The organism is Mucilaginibacter sp. UYCu711 (genome assembly GCF_050433825.1).
In the GTDB taxonomy this organism is placed as follows: Bacteria; Bacteroidota; Bacteroidia; order Sphingobacteriales; family Sphingobacteriaceae; genus Mucilaginibacter.
In genome coordinates, this window is the sequence record NZ_JBNPWM010000004.1 from 66693 (window position 1) to 85426 (window position 18734).

Consider the following 18734-nt stretch of genomic DNA (forward strand, 5'->3'; position numbering starts at 1 on the left):
TTTCTTTAATTATTGCTTTTGTCTTGGAGATTGTTAAATAAGCCGTACAGGATTACCCTGGACGGCTATGGGTTTGGTTTAGAATGGCAGGTCGTCATCATTTGCGCCTGCTGCTACTTCTTTCTTTACCACTGCGGTATCTGCCCTTTCGGTTCCGGTTTTACCGGAATTGCCGAGGATTTTGATTTCGCCCACGTTAAAGGTGATGGTGGCTTTCGGTTCGCCGTCCTTGTTCACCCATGCCTGTGCGCCAAGCCTGCCGCTCACGGTCACCAGTGTGCCTTTTCTCAGGTATTCGGCTATACCCGCATTGCGCCAGTAGGCACATTCGATATAGGTCGTGATTTGCACCCTTTCACCGTCTTTGGGACGGTAGCTGTCATTGATAGCGATGGTGAATTCGGTTACTTTTTTTCCGCCTTTAATGTCTTTTACATTTGCGTTTGCGGTCATTCTGCCTGTGATTTCCATTGTCTTTTTGTTTTTAATGAATAAATATTTATTAGTTGCTTCTTTCGTCGTTTGTCTGTGTGTGTCATTTTTAAAAGAAAACGGTTAAAAAGAAAGCAAAAAAGAGTGCCCGGAAACCAGCCAAAAGGAAACGGAATAAGTCCCGGAGGGTGAAGAATAAGCGGAGCGCGTGATGAATTATGCCGTAGTCTTTTGGCCTACTCCAAAGATCATACGGGCTCGACCTTAGCTGCGCTTTTTACCCGTTTCGAAAAAATGATCATAGGTATCCCATCCCCAAAACCTAATCCCCGTTAGGGATGGCAGGGGAAATCCTTTTGGAAAAAGATTGGAACGAACAGCCCGGGCCGGACGGCATCGGCATCAATATTTTGTATTAATGGTCAAGTTGCGAATGAATGCTCACTAAGTCGTTTAGGCTCGTCGACCTTTCAACATTAAAATCATCAATATTTTTAATAAGGCAACAATAGAAAAAAAGCCGATTTGGCAAATAAATCAATTGCAACTATGTTGCTTTTAAATTTTATTACGTATGTTTGTTTTTTAGCAAAAAATACATCCGAAGGCTGCGAAATTTTGAACCACTATGCTTAAAGCAATTTCATTAACAAAAACCTATGAGTCACAATTAGCATTAGATAACCTCAACCTGGAAATAAAACCAGGCGAAGTGTATTGCTTACTTGGGCAGAACGGTGCAGGAAAGACCACGACCATCAATTTGTTTTTAGGTTTTATCGCTCCTGACTCCGGGCAGGCATTCATCAATGGTGAACAAGTGTCAGCGGGCGATAACCCTACCCGTAAATATATAGCTTACATACCCGAAGTTGTGATGCTATACAGCAGCTTTACCGCTATTGAAAACCTGGACTATTTCAGCCGGCTTGCGGGGTTCAAATACGCTAAAAAAACCTTAGCGGTCTTTCTTGATCAATGCGGATTACAGCGGGAGGCACACGGTAAGCGACTTAAGAATTTTAGTAAAGGTATGCGGCAGAAAGTGGGCATAGCCATTGCCCTGGCCAAGAACGCAGAAGCGATCTTAATGGACGAGCCCACCAGCGGTTTAGATCCTAAAGCTATTAATGAGTTTACGGCGACCGTTAAAACACTTGCCGGCAACGGGAAAGCGATCCTGATGGCTACCCACGACATTTTCAATGCGGTAAATGTTGGCACCACCATAGGTATTATGAAACAGGGTAAACTGGTGCATAATTTAAAAGCCGCTGACATTAATGCCAGCAACCTCCAAAAACTTTATCTCGAAACCATTTGATCATACACCTTAAAACAAACAAAAATGAAGAAAGATCTACTAGCTATAACACTCCTCTTATTTATCAGTTCAATTGCATTTGCGCAGAATACCCTAAGCGGTATAAGCGGCTCTATCACCTCCAGCAAAGGGCAACCACTGCCGGCTATAACAGTCACTATCGGCAATTCCTCTTCCAAGACCGACGATGACGGGGTTTTCCTAATCCGGAACATAAAACCGGGAACCTATGTATTAGCGGCACGCGGTGTAGGTTTTACGGCTTCAAGACAAAACATTCTAATTGAAAATGGTCAAATTAAAACGGTCAATTTGCAATTAAATGAGGCACAAACCGCGTTAACCGAAGTCGTTATCCGGTCCAGCAACAATATTGGATATGCCCGGTTGAACGCTGAAACGGGTACCCGAACCAATACACCGTTAAAAGACATTCCACAGGCGATACAAGTAATTTCAAAGACGGTTATGAACGAGCAGCAAGTTTACCGTTTAAACGATGTTTTTAAGGATGTAGCGGGTATAACCGAACAAGGTGACTACAATTATGTCAACATACGCGGTTTTTTAACAACTGGTAATAATTTTATGATCAACGGTCAACGTAACGGTTATTACGGATTGGACGAATCACCGCAAATGCCTTATGTTGATCATGTGGAGGTATTAAAGGGGGCTTCGTCAATCTTATATGGTAATGGGGCGATTGGCGGCACGATAAATATAGTTACCAAAAAGCCCAAAAAAGAGTTTAACGCAGATGCTAATTTGACGGTCGGCAGTTTCGGCCTGACCCGTTTTCAAACTAATATAACCGGTCCGCTTAACCAGTCTAAATCTTTAACCGGACTGATAAGTGCCGGATTAGAAAATGGCGGCTATTATTATAAAGACTTTAAAAACCGCAACGCGGTTGTAACGCCGGTAATAACCTGGGATATTGATAATAAAACACAATTAACCTCAACAACCATTTTACGTTTAGGTACCGAAACTTCATTTTCAACTGGTCTGCCGGTGATAAACGGTCAATTATTCGCTGTACCTTACCAGTTTAAATATAGTTCAGACGATGGCAAGTACAATTCAAAAAGTATCCAGGAGCAATTAAATATAAAACATGATTTCAGTGAAAATTTAAGTGGAAATCTCTGGCTTAGCGCTGCCCGGCGCAGTACCGATGCGAGCGTTTACGAAGCCGGCGATCTGTCAGTCTCGCCTACTGCGGTAAGCCGGTACCTGCAATTATATAACGGCCGTTTAAAAGGCTATGCGATTAATGCCTATTTAAATTATAAAGTCAACACCGGTAAAGTAGGGCATAGTTTGGTAATTGGGTTTGATTATAATAATTCAACTGAAAATTATCCAACTGGCTTCACCTATTATAAGGATATTTTTAATTCAACTAACAGCAGTTATCCGCCGGCTTTACATACCGCCGCAAATGTTTACTATCAATCGGACGCCGAGAATTATGGTCCTACGCGCTCTACAGCAGCTTACCTTCAGGACCAGTTAACCTTTTCAAATAAATTAAAAGGACTTCTGGCTTTGCGTTACGATAAATATCAAAGCACCTATTACGGGGTATTTGGCGGAACAGCTTCTCCTGATTCATCAAATGCGCATGCGGTGACACCAAAAATAGGTTTAGTCTATCAACCTGGTAGCACGCTGTCTTTTTATGGAAGCTATTCCCAGGCATTTCAGCCACAATCTTCGAACAGTCGGGCAGCCGGTGGTCCTTTCCCCCCTTTAACTGCTAAACAATATGAATTTGGCGTAAAAGGAGAATTCCTGAATAAGCGCCTCTTGCCAACAATAACCTATTATCATATACATGAAGTAAATGCCTTAAGGCCTGATCCTGCCGACCCTGCCGGAATAAAACAAATCACGGTTGGTTCCGTAACCAGTAAAGGCCTGGAGGTTACCCTGACCGGCGTGTTGACCACAAACTGGAACATATTAGCCAATTATGCGAAAAATAACATAGCTGATGAAACCGGCGGCGGCTTTGGCGATACACCCCGGGACGCTTTTAGCTTATGGACCACTTATCGGATAGGGCAACCAACTAATGCTGTAAAATTGGGCTTTGGCTATCGTACGCAAAGTCAGCGCACGGCGTATACCCTCACTTTGCCGGGCTATAATGTATTCGATGCTTTAGTTAGCTATCAGTATAAAAAGTTCGGTTTGGCGGTAAATGGATTTAATTTAACCGGCAAGCGTTATGCCTTAGGCACGTTTAGCCCGTCCTATTATTTTGAGGGCACTCCGCGCAGCGTTCAATTTAGCTTAAATTACAATTGGTAATTATTAACTAATATGGTAGGCACTATCGCAAAAAAGGAAATGCAAGGCTTATTCAGGGATGGCAGGTTCTGGATCATCGCTGCTGTTGTTTTTATTGTCTTGTCATTGGCGTTAATAATATCCCTACAGACTTTACAACAGGCGAACCGGGAACGCGTGACGGCGCAGGCAGCCAGCCGGAAGAACTGGCTTGCGCAGAGCCCGAAAAATCCCCATAAAGCTGCCCATTTTGGTAATTTTGTTTACCGGCTTAAAACACCGCTAAGTTTGTTTGACAATGGCCTGGATAATTACACCGGCACATCCGTTTTTCTCGAGCCGCATAAATCTGATGATTTCCAGTTCACGCAGGCGGAAGATGCTACCGCACTACTTCGCTTCGGCGAGTTAACACCAGCCTTCCTGTTACAAACTATTCTGCCATTGCTGCTTATATTTCTATGTTTTAACGCGATCAGTAAAGAAAAGGAGGACAGCACCCTAAAATTGATACTTGGTCAAGGGGTATCCATGCGGCAGTTAGCTGCGGGAAAATCGGCAGGATATTGGTGCGCCATATGGCTGGTCCTTTTACCGGTGTTTATCATTGTTGCGTGTATTTTACCACATCAACCACAGGCGGATACAGGAGACATTGTATTACGCTATTTTTTGCTCATGATCAGTTATGGATTATATACCGCGGTGGTCATTATTCTGAGCATAATTATTTCAGCGTATAGCCATAGCAGCCGTTCGTCGCTCATTAAACTGCTGGCACTTTGGGTGATGGGCTGTATTATCATACCTAAACTGGCAGGTAATACCGGCAGCCTGCTTTATCGCGCTCCTTCACAATATACTTATGCCAGCCAGGTTAAGCATGATGAAGAAAACGGGCTGAACGGACATGACCCGAATGATAAAAGACGGGTTATATTACTTGCCCGGCAACTTAAAAAATACCATGTTGATAGTGTAAAAGCATTGCCGGTAAATTTTGACGCAGTTGCGATGGTAGAAAGTGAAAAGTATACGACATCGGTATATCGAAAAAGGGTCGGTGAAGTAAGGGCAATATTTAACCGGCAAAACCGCGCCGCGCAAGTCTGTGCTTTTATAGATCCTTACCAGGCCATACAATCAACCAGTATGGCTTTGAGCGGAACTGATTACCTGCAGTTTACCCGTTTCCAGGATAATACCGAAGATTACCGGCTTTATTTTGTTAACCAAATGAATGCATTTATGGCTACCCATACCCGGAGCGGCGATTGGACAACCCCGTTTGGTAAAGATGTTTTCAGATCAATTGCACCTTTCTGCTATAAAGAACCTAAACTTTGTTCTATTCTCCTACAGGAAGCTCCGGCATTCATTGCTTTAGGTTTATGGTGTTTGATTTGTACCGGGCTGATCTTAACATTAACCGCTAAACATTTATGAATCTGCAATTGATGACCATAATTGCGTTTGACTGGAAACAGTTAGTAAGGAGCCGTATATTCTGGTTTTTAAACGCGTTGATGCTGGTAATAGGATGGTATGCCGCTGTTTATGGTAACGGCCAGGTACATGAACAGCAGCAAAAAATAGCCTTGTTACAGCAAAGTATTGACAGCAATATGTCAGTGGTAAAAAAGAAATTTGATAAACAGGACACCGTTGCATCATGGCATTATGATGACTGGCTATACGCGCTTCATGCCAACCGTCCTGATGGTATGGCCGCGCTGGCGTTTGGGCAGCGGGATCTGCATAAATTTGCAGTGAGCATTACGATAGGTACCTATTTCTATAACCGTTACGCCGGTGGATATGAGAATAAAACGCTATCCGGCGAAATTGTTAACCCCCGGAAGCAATTTGCCGGCCACCTGGATATTAGTTTTATCATCGTTTTTTTACTGCCGTTGTATCTCTTGCTGATCAGTTATAATCTGCTTAGTGCAGAACAGGAGAACGGAACATTTTCTTTACTGGCCCTTCAAAAGGTTAACGTGCTTAGCATAATTATGATCAAATTAATACTCCGGTTAGGCATAACTGTGCTATTGGGATGGTTGATTGTTTTTATCGGCGCAATTATAACCAGCGCTATTGGTGATGCAAGGCTGATCTATCTATTAGCTGTAACCCTATTATATATGCTAGGCTGGGCCTCAATTATCAGTTTGGTTATCGCCTTTCACTGGTCATCAGGTACTAACGCACTTATTCTTATCAGTATTTGGCTGTTTTTTTGCCTGGCTTTGCCGGCCGCTTTTACCGCAGTAATCAATGCCCGGTATCCGCAGGGGACTAAATCGGATCTGGTTGCCGCTGTTCAGAGATCCAACGCGCATGTATTCAACATCTCCAGGCGTGCGCTTTCCGTGGAGTTTTACAAAGCGTATCCTCAATATAACAACATGCCTAAAGATACATTTCCCGGGGGTTGGTACAACCCACGTTGGATGAGAGCTGTCCATTTGCTGCTTGATAAGGAAGTTGAGCCCTTAGAAATTCAATATCAGGAAAAGCTTCAGGCACGTATCAAAGTCGCCGATGCATTTGATTATTATTCACCGGCGTTAACTGCCCAGGCCATATTTAACCGTGCCGCGGCCAGCGATATGGAACAGATGTTTGTTTACGACAACAGTATTTACCATCATTTTTCTGCCTGGCGGGATTACCTGGACGGGCGTACGTACTTACATCACGATGTGCTGACCCATCAAGAATTTAATAACTTACCGGTGGCCGGGTTCAAACCGAAGATCAATTTTACTGAAATTAATAAAAGGTTGACCGCTCTGTTTATTGGGGCCGCCGGCTTTTCACTGTTATCTTTAATTGTCTTTAAAAAAGGATTATTTAAATAGTATGAATTATAAATCTATCTTTTTAGTATTGCTGGGTACTGCGTTTGGCGTGATACTTACCACATTAGCAAATTCAGGATCTAATTTTTTTTATGCTGCAAAAGCCGAAAGCAATCCGCTATTTCATGATAAAACCGCTTATCCGGTTAAAGCGACATTATACCGTTTTAGCCTGAACCCGGAAACTATGCCGGTTTATCAGGAATGGGTAAACTGGCATCATAGCGCCTACCAGCCCATGATTAAAACACTGGAACGGGAACGTATGTACTACGAATCGGTCTTTAGGGATACTGTTCGCGAACCCCATGTAATTTATTGGCTGACCGTGAGCGCCGAAGGCGGAAAAACATCCGTTACTTCAGCTATGTCCATCGATAAAAAACATAATGAGTATATGAAACAAATACTCGTTAAAGGATCACGCAGCGTGTTAAAAACTGAGTTTACGCTCATGCCTGATTTTATTGAGCACAGTATAGCAAAACACCAATCATCTTTTAAGTAACCGAAAAATTATGCAACCCTGGTTTTAAGCATTACCTGCTTATAGCCCTGTAAAACCAAGTTGATAAATTGGGGCATAATGAGAAGAAAAACAGTTTATAATGTAACTTTGTTGCGTTTGTTAATATTTATATATATTATTGCTTAATGTAGTAAATGCTTTTATTAAGTAAAATGCTATCAAAAAAACATTTTTATCGCGGACACTTTATTTATCTTTTTAAAGAGGTTATTGTAATATTTTTCACTGCTATCCGGCACATAGTATTTCCATTACTTCAATTCATAACAACGACATCCAAGCAGATAATCCTGAAAAGTGCAGCACATTCAGCATTATACGCTGGGATGATCAGTATTTAAATTAGGCTTCATAACTAATGCATTAATTACTATTTTAAGAAATCCACTAATAACTTTTAACATAATGAATGCTAATAAACTCAAGGAACCAGGTGTTCCAAATTATTTCAAACTTTTTACTATAATATTAATTAACATTTTTGTTTTCAATACTGCAATAGCTCAAAACAAAGTTGAAAAATTTTGCAGGTTAACTGTTATTTGGAAATCAGAGCACAGACAACTAATTTCTATAAATTATGGAGATAAAAAAGATCTTTTAGATTCAAATAATCCCAGTATAATTAATAAGTTAGATAGCATTAACAATTTTACCAATGACATTAATGCCATTAACTACATGAGCAAATTAGGTTGGTCATTTAAAAAAATCGTTTCTATAAGCCAATTTACATACGTGTGTTATTTTCGAAAAATTTATGAATTAACCAATTAGTGAGTTCCACTATATTTGATGCCAGAAATACTTTCTTATTACAAGGACCAGTAATCACCAAAGTCGTATGAAAGGGCTGCGATAAATTAAAAAATGAGGTCTGGAGCATTAAGAAATAAAATTAATGAGCGGTAAATGTAACTGTTTAAAATAAAGCAATATATTGCATTTATTTATAACCTCTCGTTGAAAAATATTGCTCAGCAATGTAATTGGCATGTATTATCACTTGTAAAATAGTGCTGCTACTGAGTTGATTTTGAGCGAATCTATCCAGGCAAGTTGAATTGCTACAATGATATTATATGATCTGGCCTGGGGGTTCCTATAGCAGCGTAGATATCCGGAAAACAGGCTAGGTGCTCACCTCCAGCTACCGTAATGACCGGGCATTCTACGGGAGTGAGGCGTTTCCCCAAAGTTGCACTGGAAGAAACCGTGCAACCTGTCATGTCTTTTTTTTCAGCGATCATCAAAGTAATATCCCTATCATCGGACAATTTAACCAACCGTCGACCAACTGATTCGTTTGAATTAAGGAGTTGTGCGTTTTCATCAAAAAGACAGATGCCCGCAACTTCAAAATGGTGCATGCCTGTTTCTAATTCAGGTAAAATGTTATAGACTAACCTATCCATACCGGCTCTTGCAGACAAAATAACATACACCACCCTTTTTTTGCTCATTGTCATCTAAAACATAAAAACAAATATATACATTGTTAACGCAACTAAATTGCTTTAAAAATTAATAAATAACTTTATTATTGATTCGGGATTCAACACTTTACAATGAAGCTTTTCAGTAAATTCGGCAATCGTCTCTAATGCTGTATTCATTCTTTGACGATGTTTTTTTCTTTAATACCCGGCGCGACATTTTAACGAAGACGCAACTCCTACAGCATAATTTTCTATGAGTATAACAAAGATCGTCATCGGGCGAAAAAATGTCGGATCTTACGATTCAAATGCGATCAGTTCCTCTATAAACTCCTCCGGAGCAGGAACTGGCGTTAATCACGTCGCTCTGATATCTTCATGATTAGGAAAGCCATTTTTTGTTATAAGTAAAAGGGATAATTAGCTATTGTCTTTAAATTATTTGTCAGTCGACGGAGTCGGGCAAATAATCAGCAGTGGCCTCAACCTGTTGAGCTGCTATTTCCGCAATTGTTTATTAGCAATAATAAGAAGCTTTCAGTGAATGCTATAAGGTACATTTAGCCTATTTGATAATTTAGCAACTTTATTGCATTAAAAACAGTTTAATTTATTGTAACTATTCAGGTTAAAATTGGTTAAAACAATTAAAAACAGGGTTATCAACAAATTTGGCTTAGGATTTCGAAAATTAAGAGGTTGTTCACAAAGCCGGTTGGTAAGAACTGTCTTTGTGTTGATATGCTTTTGCTGTAAAATGTACTACTAAGAATGTTTATCTTGATATTTACGTAAGCGTAAAAACAAAAACATTGTCTAAGGACGACACCATAAAAGCACTTGCGGAACTTAATGAAAAACAGGCCGGACAGATCTCGGCTTTGTTGGTTCATGCGGGTAACCTTGAATTGATTATAGAAAAGCAGGCAGGCCAAATATCAACGCTAACATTGCGTGTAGATGATTTGGAAAATGAATTATCTGTTTACAAGAACCGGAAGAATAGTAATAATTCCCATACTCCGCCTTCTGTGGATTTGGGAAAGCCCAAACGCAATCAAAGCTTAAGGGAGAAAAGCGGTAAAAAAGCAGGCGGGCAACCAGGGCATGAGGGCTCAACGTTAGCGTTCTGGGCTGCTGCTGATGAAATCATTATCCATGTCCCACAATATTGCCATCGTTGTGGTGATGACTTAACTCAAGTGCCCGCCATAGCGTTAAGTAAACGTCAGGTAATAGATATTCCTAAACCTGTAGCTATTTGTACTGAGCATCAAATATTCTCAAAAGCCTGTTCCTGCGGCCACATTACTAAATGTGAATTCCCTATAAATGTAAACGCCAATATTCAGTATGGCTGTCATATTGAAGCATTAACGGCCTATCTGAATGTGCGTCAATATATGCCATTTGGACGGATACAAGAGTTTTACAGCAAGGTAATGGGCCTGGAAATAAGCCAGGGGGGGATTGTAGGTTTATTGCAACGCTTTACTGCAAAGGCTTTGCCGATGTACCAGGAAATAAAAAACAGGATTGAAAAATCCACCTGCCTGGGAACCGATGAAACGGGTGCAAAGATAAATGGCAAAACCCATTGGTTCTGGACCTGGCAGAATGACGCATTAACTTTTATTGTACAATCGCAAAGCAGGGGATATAAAACCATTCAGAAAACATTCCCGGAGGGCTTGCCTGATGTCGTGCTGGTACATGACCGTTGGGCTCCGCACTTCAGGTGTGAAGCTGTCCATCATCAAATCTGCCTGGCTCATTTGTTTAGGGACTTGAATTATATCGTTCAAGTACACGCGAGCGATTGGGCCGGATCTTTAAAATTATTACTTAAACGGGCAATTGCATTAAACAATGAAGCCGGTTATGATCCGGCAGGTGCCGGATCGGACAACATGACAAGATGTGAGTTAGCGGATTCTATTGCCAATTTACTCGGGCATAAATTGCCTGATAAGGACAAATTAGCCATTAGACTGCAAAAAAAACTGCGCAAAATCAGCCACTATATACTTTGCTTTTTATACTACAACGATGTGCCCCCGGATAACAACGGCTCCGAAAGGGCCATTAGAAACATCAAAGTCAAACAAAAAATATCCGGTGGCTTTCGGTCTATAGATGGTGCTGATGGCTTTGCTGTGCTGCGATCTGTTATCGATACAACTATTAAATCTGGAAATGATGTCTTTTATGCTCTTTCTTTAATCGCTAACTTAGGTGCTGAATAGTTACAATTTATTTTAAATTCGTGACGAATCAGTTAATTTGTTGTGAAATAACCGGGAAAATGATTTGCTTAGCTGCCGTAGCTGATCAGGAAAAGATGATGAAGATAAGTTAGTTGTAAGCGATTTATATTTTTAATGCCCGTTACATTTATATTATTTATTATGAAGAAATTAACACTTTTTTTCACTCTATTTATTTTTATGCAGGTTGTATCGGCACAGCAAACGCAAAAGCCTATGCTATATGGTACGAGCTGGATGGCCGTAACAGGAAAACCGATGGCTGCCACAGCAGGCTCCATGATTTTCCAACAGGGCGGCAACGCGGTTGATGCCGCCTGCGCTATGCTAGCGGCAACTTGTACGATGTGGGACACACTAAGCTGGGGCGGCGAGACCCAGGCGCTGATCTACAATCCGAAAACCGGTAAGGTAATTGCCATAAACGCCATGGGGGTTGCACCAACCGGTGCAACTGTTGATTTTTTTAAAAAGAAAGGGTATAACTTTCCGCCTGAATATGGCCCGCTTGCCGCCACTACCCCAGGTACCCCCGGCGGCTTAATTTATATGCTGATGAACTATGGTACCATGAGCCTAGGGCAGGTGCTGGCCCCGGCTATGCACATGGCGGCGGGCTATGCTATTGAAGCGCAGGCAGCCAATACTATTCAAACCGACCGTGAAATGTTGAAACAATGGCCTTATAGCAAAAAAATATTCCTGACCCATTTGGGTGAAAAACGCGAAGCGCCTGAACCAGGCGAGATCTTTGTGCAAAAAGATCTGCTGGAAACACTAACCAAAATGATTGCTGCCGAAACCGAAGCTCGCAAAAGAGGCAAAAGCCGCAAGGAAGCTTTGATGGCGGCGTACGACCGTTTTTACAAAGGCGATATTGCCAAAGAGTTTGTTCGTGGCTGCCAGGAACAGGGCGGCCTGATCAACATGAAGGACCTATCCCAATGGCACCCTATTGAGGAAGCACCGCTGATGGTAAATTACAAAGGAATTGATGTTTACAAATTACAGCAATGGACGCAAGGGCCGGTCATGCTCCAGGCGCTGAACATCCTTGAAAATTTTGATTTGAAAGCGATGGGATACAACAGTTCAAAATATATCCACACCCTATACCAAGCCATGAACCTGGCCTTCGCCGACCGCGATTTTTATTACGGTGACCCCTACTCCGGTTCAAGCGAGCCCATAAAAGGTTTGCTGAGTAAGGAATATGCCAAACAGCGAGCGGATTTAATTCAGTACGATAAAAACGATGCCCGCATTGGCCCCGGTGATCCTTATCCCTTTGAAGGTAAGAAAAATCCTTATATCAACCTGTTGAAGAATCGTGGTTTTGAAATGGATACCACCAAACGAAACTTTGCCCCTAAGCATGATATGGGTAATAATTCGCGTAAGGAAGATTACCAGGACAGATTATGGCGCGGCACTACTTCCATTGAGGCAGCCGATAAGGAGGGTTGGGTAGTTTCAGTTACGCCAAGCGGCGGCTGGCTACCGGCCTGTATTGCCGGCAATACGGGCGTAGGGATGAGCCAGCGCATGCAAAGTTTTGTGTTGGATTCAACCCTGAACCCTTTTAATGTGGTTAAACCCGGCAAGCGCCCGAGGGTAACCCTTTCGCCATCTTTGTTTATGAAAGATGGCAAGCCATACCTTTCGGCCGCGGTGCAGGGCGGCGATACGCAGGATCAGAACTTACTGCAATTTTTCCTTGATATTGCCGAGTTCGGGATGACCGTTCAGCGGGCCACCGAGGCATCAAATTTCAATACCAACCAGCTATGGCTTTCGTTAGGGGGCACCAAAACCAGCGACCGGGAGCCCAAGCCGGGACAGATATTGCTCAACAATAATACCAAGGAAGCTGTTCGTGCCGAACTGAAAAAAATGGGTTATGATATGACTTTTAGTGAACGTACCAGCGGCCCCATTAACGCTGTTTATTTTGATTGGAAACATGGCAGCCTTTGGGGTGGTTCCAGCAATCACGGCGAAGATTACGGCATAGGCTGGTGATGTCAAAGTGAACGCTACAGCTCAATTAAAACGATTGACTTACGAATTTATCCGGATAATTAACCTTGGTGCTTTTGCGGATACCCCTGACAGAGAGATGTACTATATTGATCTGGTCATCATACAGGTTATAAAGTAAGCTCACCGTGACATTGATCGTTGCCGGCTGAGTAGTTTTGTTTGATTCAAGGTAAACATTAATGGCTTCGTGATCAATTTCAAATCCCAGGTAATTCAGCGCTACAGGGGTATTGCTGTTCTTTACCTGTAGGTTGGCATAGATATAGTTTCTGACCAGAACATCCATAGACTGGTGCATATCCGCTTTGGAAAGATCGATTTTTGTATGGAATTGCTTCTCTAATCCAGCCTCGAAGTCGTCGGTGAACAACGTACAGGTTCCTTCCATTTTATTATCCTGGCCATTAAAAGACAGTTCAGTCGTGGCCACATGAATAGGGTGGTGCGTCGCGTTCAAGATATTCGGGGACATCACTGACGGAAATAATGTGTAACAATATAGTAACATTTTGCCGGATAGGGCAATCCAATTGCAACAAAGTTTCATTTAATATTATTTTTTGCTAAATTACTTTTTTTAGTGGAGCACGATGTCTGATTTCTTTTTTTATTTGGGTCTAGGCTGGAATCATATCATTAATTTTGATGCGCTTGATCACCAACTTTTTATTCTGGCATTAGCTGCTGTATATACTTTTGCCAACGTCCGGCAGGTGTTGATACTGGTAACCGCCTTTACGATCGGACACTCCCTGACGCTCGCGCTAAGCGTTTTTGACATTATTCGCTTTTCCAGTAAGTGGGTTGAATTTTTGATCCCCTGCACCATTTTTATCACGGCTTTAAATAACCTGTTCCGCATAGATAAGCGAGGTGGCAGCATCCGGCTCAATTATTTTTTAGCGCTTGGTTTCGGTCTGATCCATGGAATGGGCTTTGCCAACGCGGTTCGTATCATGCTTGCTAGAGATCAAAGGATGGGCTGGGGCCTTTTTGGATTTAACATCGGCCTGGAACTGGGGCAGATCGCCGTTGTCGCGTTGATCCTGATACTGGCGGGTATATTTCTAAATTATGTAAGGGTGGCGCGAAAAGACTGGATATTTTTTATCTCTTCCGGCGTTTTTGCCTTGGCTTTAAAAATGGCCGCCGAGCGGCTGCCTTAATTGTATTAAATTTATTAACGATATGAAAAAGATTTTTACTACTATGTTTATTTTATCGTGGACTACCTCCATGGTGATCGCTCAGGACATCCAGAACAACCCCGGCAGCAATCATGGCAATAAATTTGAACAATTGGGTACTATTTTAAGTACACCGAATGAGGAGCGAACTGCCAGCGGGGCACCAGGTGTCAAGTATTGGCAGCAGCGGGCTGATTATAATATCAAATGTGAACTGGATGAAAAAAACCTGAAGCTTACAGGTGGTGAAACCATTACCTACTTCAATAATTCCCCAGACCCGTTGGTCTATATCTGGATACAATTGGACGAAAACCAGCATAACTCAATTAAAAATGCCAATTATCAAAGCAGTTCTTCCATACCGCCTGGAATGTCTATCCAAAACCTCGATCGGACTGCGGACCGGAATAATTCGACCGAAGACAATGGCTATGGCGATAATATCACCAAACTAACCGACGTGTTGGGCAAAAATCTTCATTATGTGATCAATAAGACGATGATGCGTATTGATCTTCCTGCCCCTTTGAAACCGGGTCAGCAGTTTGTATTCAACATTGACTGGAACTATAAGATTTCTGATCGCCTGACGATCGGCGGACGCGGAGGCTATGAATATTTCCCTGAAGATGGTAATTACCTCTTTACAATGACGCAATGGTATCCGAGGTTATGCGTTTACAGCGATTTCCAGGGATGGCAGAATCACCAGTTCACCGGACGAGGTGAATTTGCATTAACATTCGGTAATTTTAAAGTGCAGATGACCGTACCGGCAGATCATGTTGTTGGCGGTACCGGCGAATGCTCCAATTACCCGGTCGTGCTTAGCCCGGCACGGATGGCGCGCTACAACCAAGCAAAAACGTCTAATGTACCAGTGGAGATCGTAACGCTTGAGGATGCAAGAAAAGCAGAGAAAACTCCGACGAGAGCCAAAAAAACCTGGGTATTCCAGGCTAACAATGTCCGTGACTTTGCCTGGACCTCTTCACGCAAATTGATCTGGGATGGCATGGGGCAAAAGGTCGGTGGTAAAACCGTCATGTGTATGAGCTACTATGGTAAAGAAGCTTATGGCTTATACCGCAAATACTCAACACGCCTGGTAGCCCACACGGTTAAAACCTATTCCAGCTTTACGTTCCCATACCCCTACCCAGTGGCGCAAAGTGTGGAAGCGTCAAACGGCATGGAATATCCGATGATTTGTTTTAACAATGGACGCACGGAAAAAGACGGTACCTATAGTGAAAGTACCAAGAACGGCATGATCGGGGTGATCATTCATGAAGTGGGACATAATTTTTTCCCCATGATCGTAAACAGCGATGAGCGGCAATGGACCTGGATGGATGAAGGATTGAATTCTTTCGTTGAGTACTTGACCGAAGAGCTTTGGGACAACAAGTTCCCGAGCAAAAAAGGCGCGGCTTATACCATCGTTAACTATATGAAGTTGCCAAAAGACCAGTTAGAGCCCATCATGACCAATTCAGAAAATATTGTTCAGTTCGGCCCCAATGCTTATACTAAGCCGGCAACCGCCCTTAATATTCTACGCGAGACAATCATGGGCAGAGAACTGTTTGATTTTTCATTTAAGGAATATGCCCGGCGATGGGAATTCAAACATCCGACACCAGCCGACTTTTTCCGTACACTGGAGGATGCCAGCGGCGAAGACCTGGATTGGTTCTGGCGCGGCTGGTTCTATGGTACCGATCCCTGCGATATTTCACTGGATTCTGTCAAGGTCAGTACGGCAGCGTTCACCGACCGCCCGTTAGCCAGTGGTTTTGGGGTGAGGCGCGGCGGCGGTACGGGTTTCGTTCCGGTCACTGGAGTTACGCCGCCGCTGGTCAACAGTTTTGAGGACCTTTCCAAAGTGAGAAACCGCACGGACAAGCACCTTTCTTTTTACACCGACCGTGATACGGCAACTCATGACTTTTATTGGAAATATGATCGCGGGTTGGTTTCAACGGATAACGCTAAATTTGATGCGATAACAAAAGCTCAAACACCCCGTACTATTGGAACTGAGCCGATCACGGACGAAGATAAAGCCAAATACGGTGGTAAATTCTTTTATGAACTCAACTTTAGCAATAAAGGGGGCCTGGTCATGCCTATCATTGTTGAATTCACATTCAAAGACGGCAGTAAAATGATAGACCGAATCCCTGCGCAGATATGGCGGCTCAATGAAAAAACAGCGTCCAAATTTTACGTACAAGACCAACAAGTTACTTCCATCAAATTAGATCCGATGCGGGAAACGGCAGATATTGACGAAAGTAACAATTACTGGGGAAAAATGCCTGACCCAACCAAATTCCAGCTATTTAAACAGCGGATGGCGGCAGGCGCAGCCCGCGGACAATCTACCGGGATCAATCCAATGCAAGTGGCTAAGTGATGAAAAGCAGTTAAAAATAGGGATAAAGGCGCAAAGGCTGTAAAACGTTATTAACTTCAAAATTTATGGATAAGAGGTTTAGTTATAATTCGGGTGACTAGGATACGGATCTGCGCTGCCGTTTAATATTTTAAACTCGGTGTTAGAATATGTGACAATCCGGCGCAGAACACTGTACCGCTAAATAGCAGGGATGTTTTCAAAGTCCTATAACTATTTCAGCAGGCATGAGCTGGTGCAGTTCGATACCAGGAGCGCGTCAATATTAAAAAATATATTGAAAAAGGGCATTTGTTTTGCCGATGATTGTAACCATGATATTGAGGGATGGTTCGCCAAGTCCTTTGACCCAAATTGATCCAACCCAATCGGAATAAGTTGCGGGAGATTCCTGTTATTGAGTCCTACTAAATGGGTTAAACAATAATATAACAAGGAGTTAAAACTTTAGTTAAACAAGATCACGATACTTACATTTATAACAACCAGATCAAATGAAATTAGCGCCCAAAATAAATTTAAAAAGGATTATGATTTTAGGGACAGGTATTGCTGTTTTTTGCCTGGCGTTTAAAAAGATAAATCCACGCATGGAGACCGGACGATTGGACGGGATCAATAAAGTAGGCCATGTCGTCGTGATCTATATGGAGAACCATAGTTTTGATAATCTTTACGGACAATTTGAAGGCGCAAACGGACTGTCCGCTGCCAAAAGCAGGAAGGTTATTCAACTGGATGCTACCGGTCAGCCTTATCGGTCGCTACCCCCGGTACCCCGGAGCAGCGCTTTTCCAACAAATCTGCCGAACACTTTTTTCAATATTGATCAATATGTCGCCTCTGATCAGATCACACCTGATGTCACGCACCGTTTTTACCAGGAACAGCAGCAAATCGACGGCGGTAAAATGGACAAATTTGCGCTGTTCAATGCTACCAAAGGTTTGGCCATGGGTTATTACCAGACCAGCGACCTGCCCTTATATGAACTTGCCCAAAAATATACATTATGCGATCATTTTTTCCATAGCGCTTTTGGCGGTTCCTTTCTTAATCATCAGTGGCTGATCGCGGCAACCTCCCCGATGTTTACCAACGCACCGCAATCATTAAGGGTACAGGTGAACGTTTCGGGCGAGCTTATCAAGGACGGTACGGTCACGCCTGACGGTTACGCGGTAAACACCCTAAATTCCGTAAACCTGCATCCAAAGAATGCTGACCCCTTGGGACTTGTTCCTAATCTAAGCGGTGCCACTATCGGCGACCGGCTTTCGGATAAAGGTATCGCCTGGGCCTGGTATTCCGGCGGCTGGAACAACGCGGTAGCCGGGAAGCCTGATCCGACATTTGCTTATCACCATCAGCCATTTGCTTATTTTACCCGGTACGCTGAGGGTACAGAAGAAAGAAAAAAACACTTGAGGGATGAGAGCGAATTTTTAGCCCTGGCGAATAAAGGCGGTTTACCTGAGGTTTCTTTTGTTAAGCCGATTGGATTAGAGAATGAACACCCCGGCGAGTCCACTGTAAAAGGTGGCGAGAGCCACGCGGTAGCGCTGATCAATGCGGTCTTGAATGGTCCGGACGGAAAAGATGCGGTGATCATCCTGACTTATGACGAGAATGGCGGATTTTGGGACCATATCGCCCCGCCTGTCATCGACCGGTGGGGGCCTGGTACGCGAGTCCCGACGCTGATCATCTCACCGTTCGCAAAAAAAGGTTTCGTAGATCATAAAACGTATGAAACTGTCAGTATACTGGCATTTATCGAAAAGAGGTTCAACTTGAAGCCACTGACCAACCGGGACCGGCATGCTGACCCGTTGAGCCATGCGTTCAGCTTTTAGCCTTGTGGCCGTTCTGACGTTGGTAATTGGCCTAAGCCAGCTGTCATTGCGGCCGCATACGGAA

General features: G+C 42.9%; 14 protein-coding genes. 11 read left to right on the forward strand and 3 right to left on the reverse strand.

What is annotated here, in order from left to right; translation table 11 throughout:
* Positions 1–78: 78 nt before the first annotated feature.
* A complete protein-coding gene (locus ABIB50_RS09710; protein WP_429379372.1) occupies positions 79–471 on the reverse strand; it encodes a single-stranded DNA-binding protein in 393 nt (130 codons plus the stop codon).
* A 589-nt stretch (positions 472–1060) separates the two neighbouring features.
* On the opposite strand from ABIB50_RS09710, the gene ABIB50_RS09715 reads away from it, so the two are divergent.
* The 6 genes from ABIB50_RS09715 to ABIB50_RS09740 all read left to right on the forward strand — a co-directional run bounded on the left by ABIB50_RS09715 (position 1061) and on the right by ABIB50_RS09740 (position 8230).
* Positions 1061–1756, forward strand: a complete 696-nt coding sequence (locus ABIB50_RS09715; RefSeq protein ID WP_429379374.1) for an ABC transporter ATP-binding protein — start codon at positions 1061–1063, stop codon at positions 1754–1756.
* 24 nt (positions 1757–1780) lie between these two features.
* A complete protein-coding gene (locus tag ABIB50_RS09720) occupies positions 1781–4078 on the forward strand; it encodes a TonB-dependent siderophore receptor (RefSeq protein ID WP_429379376.1) in 2298 nt (765 codons plus the stop codon).
* A gap of 12 nt (positions 4079–4090) precedes the next feature.
* On the forward strand, positions 4091–5503 hold the full coding sequence (locus ABIB50_RS09725) for a DUF3526 domain-containing protein (RefSeq protein ID WP_429379377.1): 1413 nt from the start codon (positions 4091–4093) through the stop codon (positions 5501–5503).
* On the forward strand, positions 5500–6924 hold the full coding sequence (locus ABIB50_RS09730; protein WP_429379378.1) for an ABC transporter permease subunit: 1425 nt from the start codon (positions 5500–5502) through the stop codon (positions 6922–6924). The genes ABIB50_RS09725 and ABIB50_RS09730 overlap by 4 nt, the downstream gene beginning before the upstream one ends.
* 1 nt (position 6925) lies before the next feature.
* Entirely contained in the window at positions 6926–7432 is a 507-nt protein-coding gene (locus tag ABIB50_RS09735) for a DUF6176 family protein (protein WP_429379380.1), read from the forward strand.
* Positions 7433–7858: 426 nt separating this feature from the next.
* Positions 7859–8230 carry a hypothetical protein gene (locus tag ABIB50_RS09740; RefSeq protein WP_429379382.1) on the forward strand — a complete coding sequence of 124 codons (372 nt, stop codon included), beginning with the start codon at positions 7859–7861 and terminating at the stop codon, positions 8228–8230.
* Between the two features lie 290 nt (positions 8231–8520).
* Here the strand turns inward: ABIB50_RS09740 and ABIB50_RS09745 are convergent, their stop codons facing one another.
* Positions 8521–8916, reverse strand: a complete 396-nt coding sequence (locus ABIB50_RS09745) for a hypothetical protein (RefSeq protein WP_429379384.1) — start codon at positions 8914–8916, stop codon at positions 8521–8523.
* Between the two features lie 788 nt (positions 8917–9704).
* On the opposite strand from ABIB50_RS09745, the gene tnpC reads away from it, so the two are divergent.
* Complete coding sequence (gene tnpC, locus ABIB50_RS09750) at positions 9705–11138, forward strand: IS66 family transposase (protein ID WP_429379386.1); 1434 nt, start codon at positions 9705–9707, stop codon at positions 11136–11138.
* Between the two features lie 162 nt (positions 11139–11300).
* Entirely contained in the window at positions 11301–13181 is a 1881-nt protein-coding gene (locus ABIB50_RS09755; protein WP_429379387.1) for a gamma-glutamyltransferase family protein, read from the forward strand.
* Positions 13182–13206: 25 nt separating this feature from the next.
* On the opposite strand, the gene ABIB50_RS09760 is transcribed toward ABIB50_RS09755, so the two are convergent.
* Positions 13207–13674 carry a DUF6702 family protein gene (locus ABIB50_RS09760; RefSeq protein ID WP_429379389.1) on the reverse strand — a complete coding sequence of 156 codons (468 nt, stop codon included), beginning with the start codon at positions 13672–13674 and terminating at the stop codon, positions 13207–13209.
* A gap of 118 nt (positions 13675–13792) precedes the next feature.
* Here ABIB50_RS09760 and ABIB50_RS09765 point away from each other — a divergent pair, with 118 nt between their 5' ends.
* From ABIB50_RS09765 to ABIB50_RS09775, 3 genes are all read left to right on the forward strand, one after another.
* Positions 13793–14368, forward strand: coding sequence for a HupE/UreJ family protein (locus ABIB50_RS09765; RefSeq protein ID WP_429379391.1), 576 nt, complete (start codon positions 13793–13795; stop codon positions 14366–14368).
* Positions 14369–14390: 22 nt separating this feature from the next.
* The gene (locus ABIB50_RS09770) at positions 14391–16814 is read left to right on the forward strand and encodes a M1 family metallopeptidase (RefSeq protein ID WP_429379393.1); all 2424 of its coding nucleotides are present in this window, start codon (positions 14391–14393) and stop codon (positions 16812–16814) included.
* 494 nt (positions 16815–17308) lie between these two features.
* Positions 17309–18670: an alkaline phosphatase family protein gene (locus ABIB50_RS09775; protein ID WP_429379395.1), complete on the forward strand. Its 1362-nt coding sequence runs from the start codon at positions 17309–17311 to the stop codon at positions 18668–18670.
* The last annotated feature ends 64 nt before the right edge of the window (positions 18671–18734 follow it).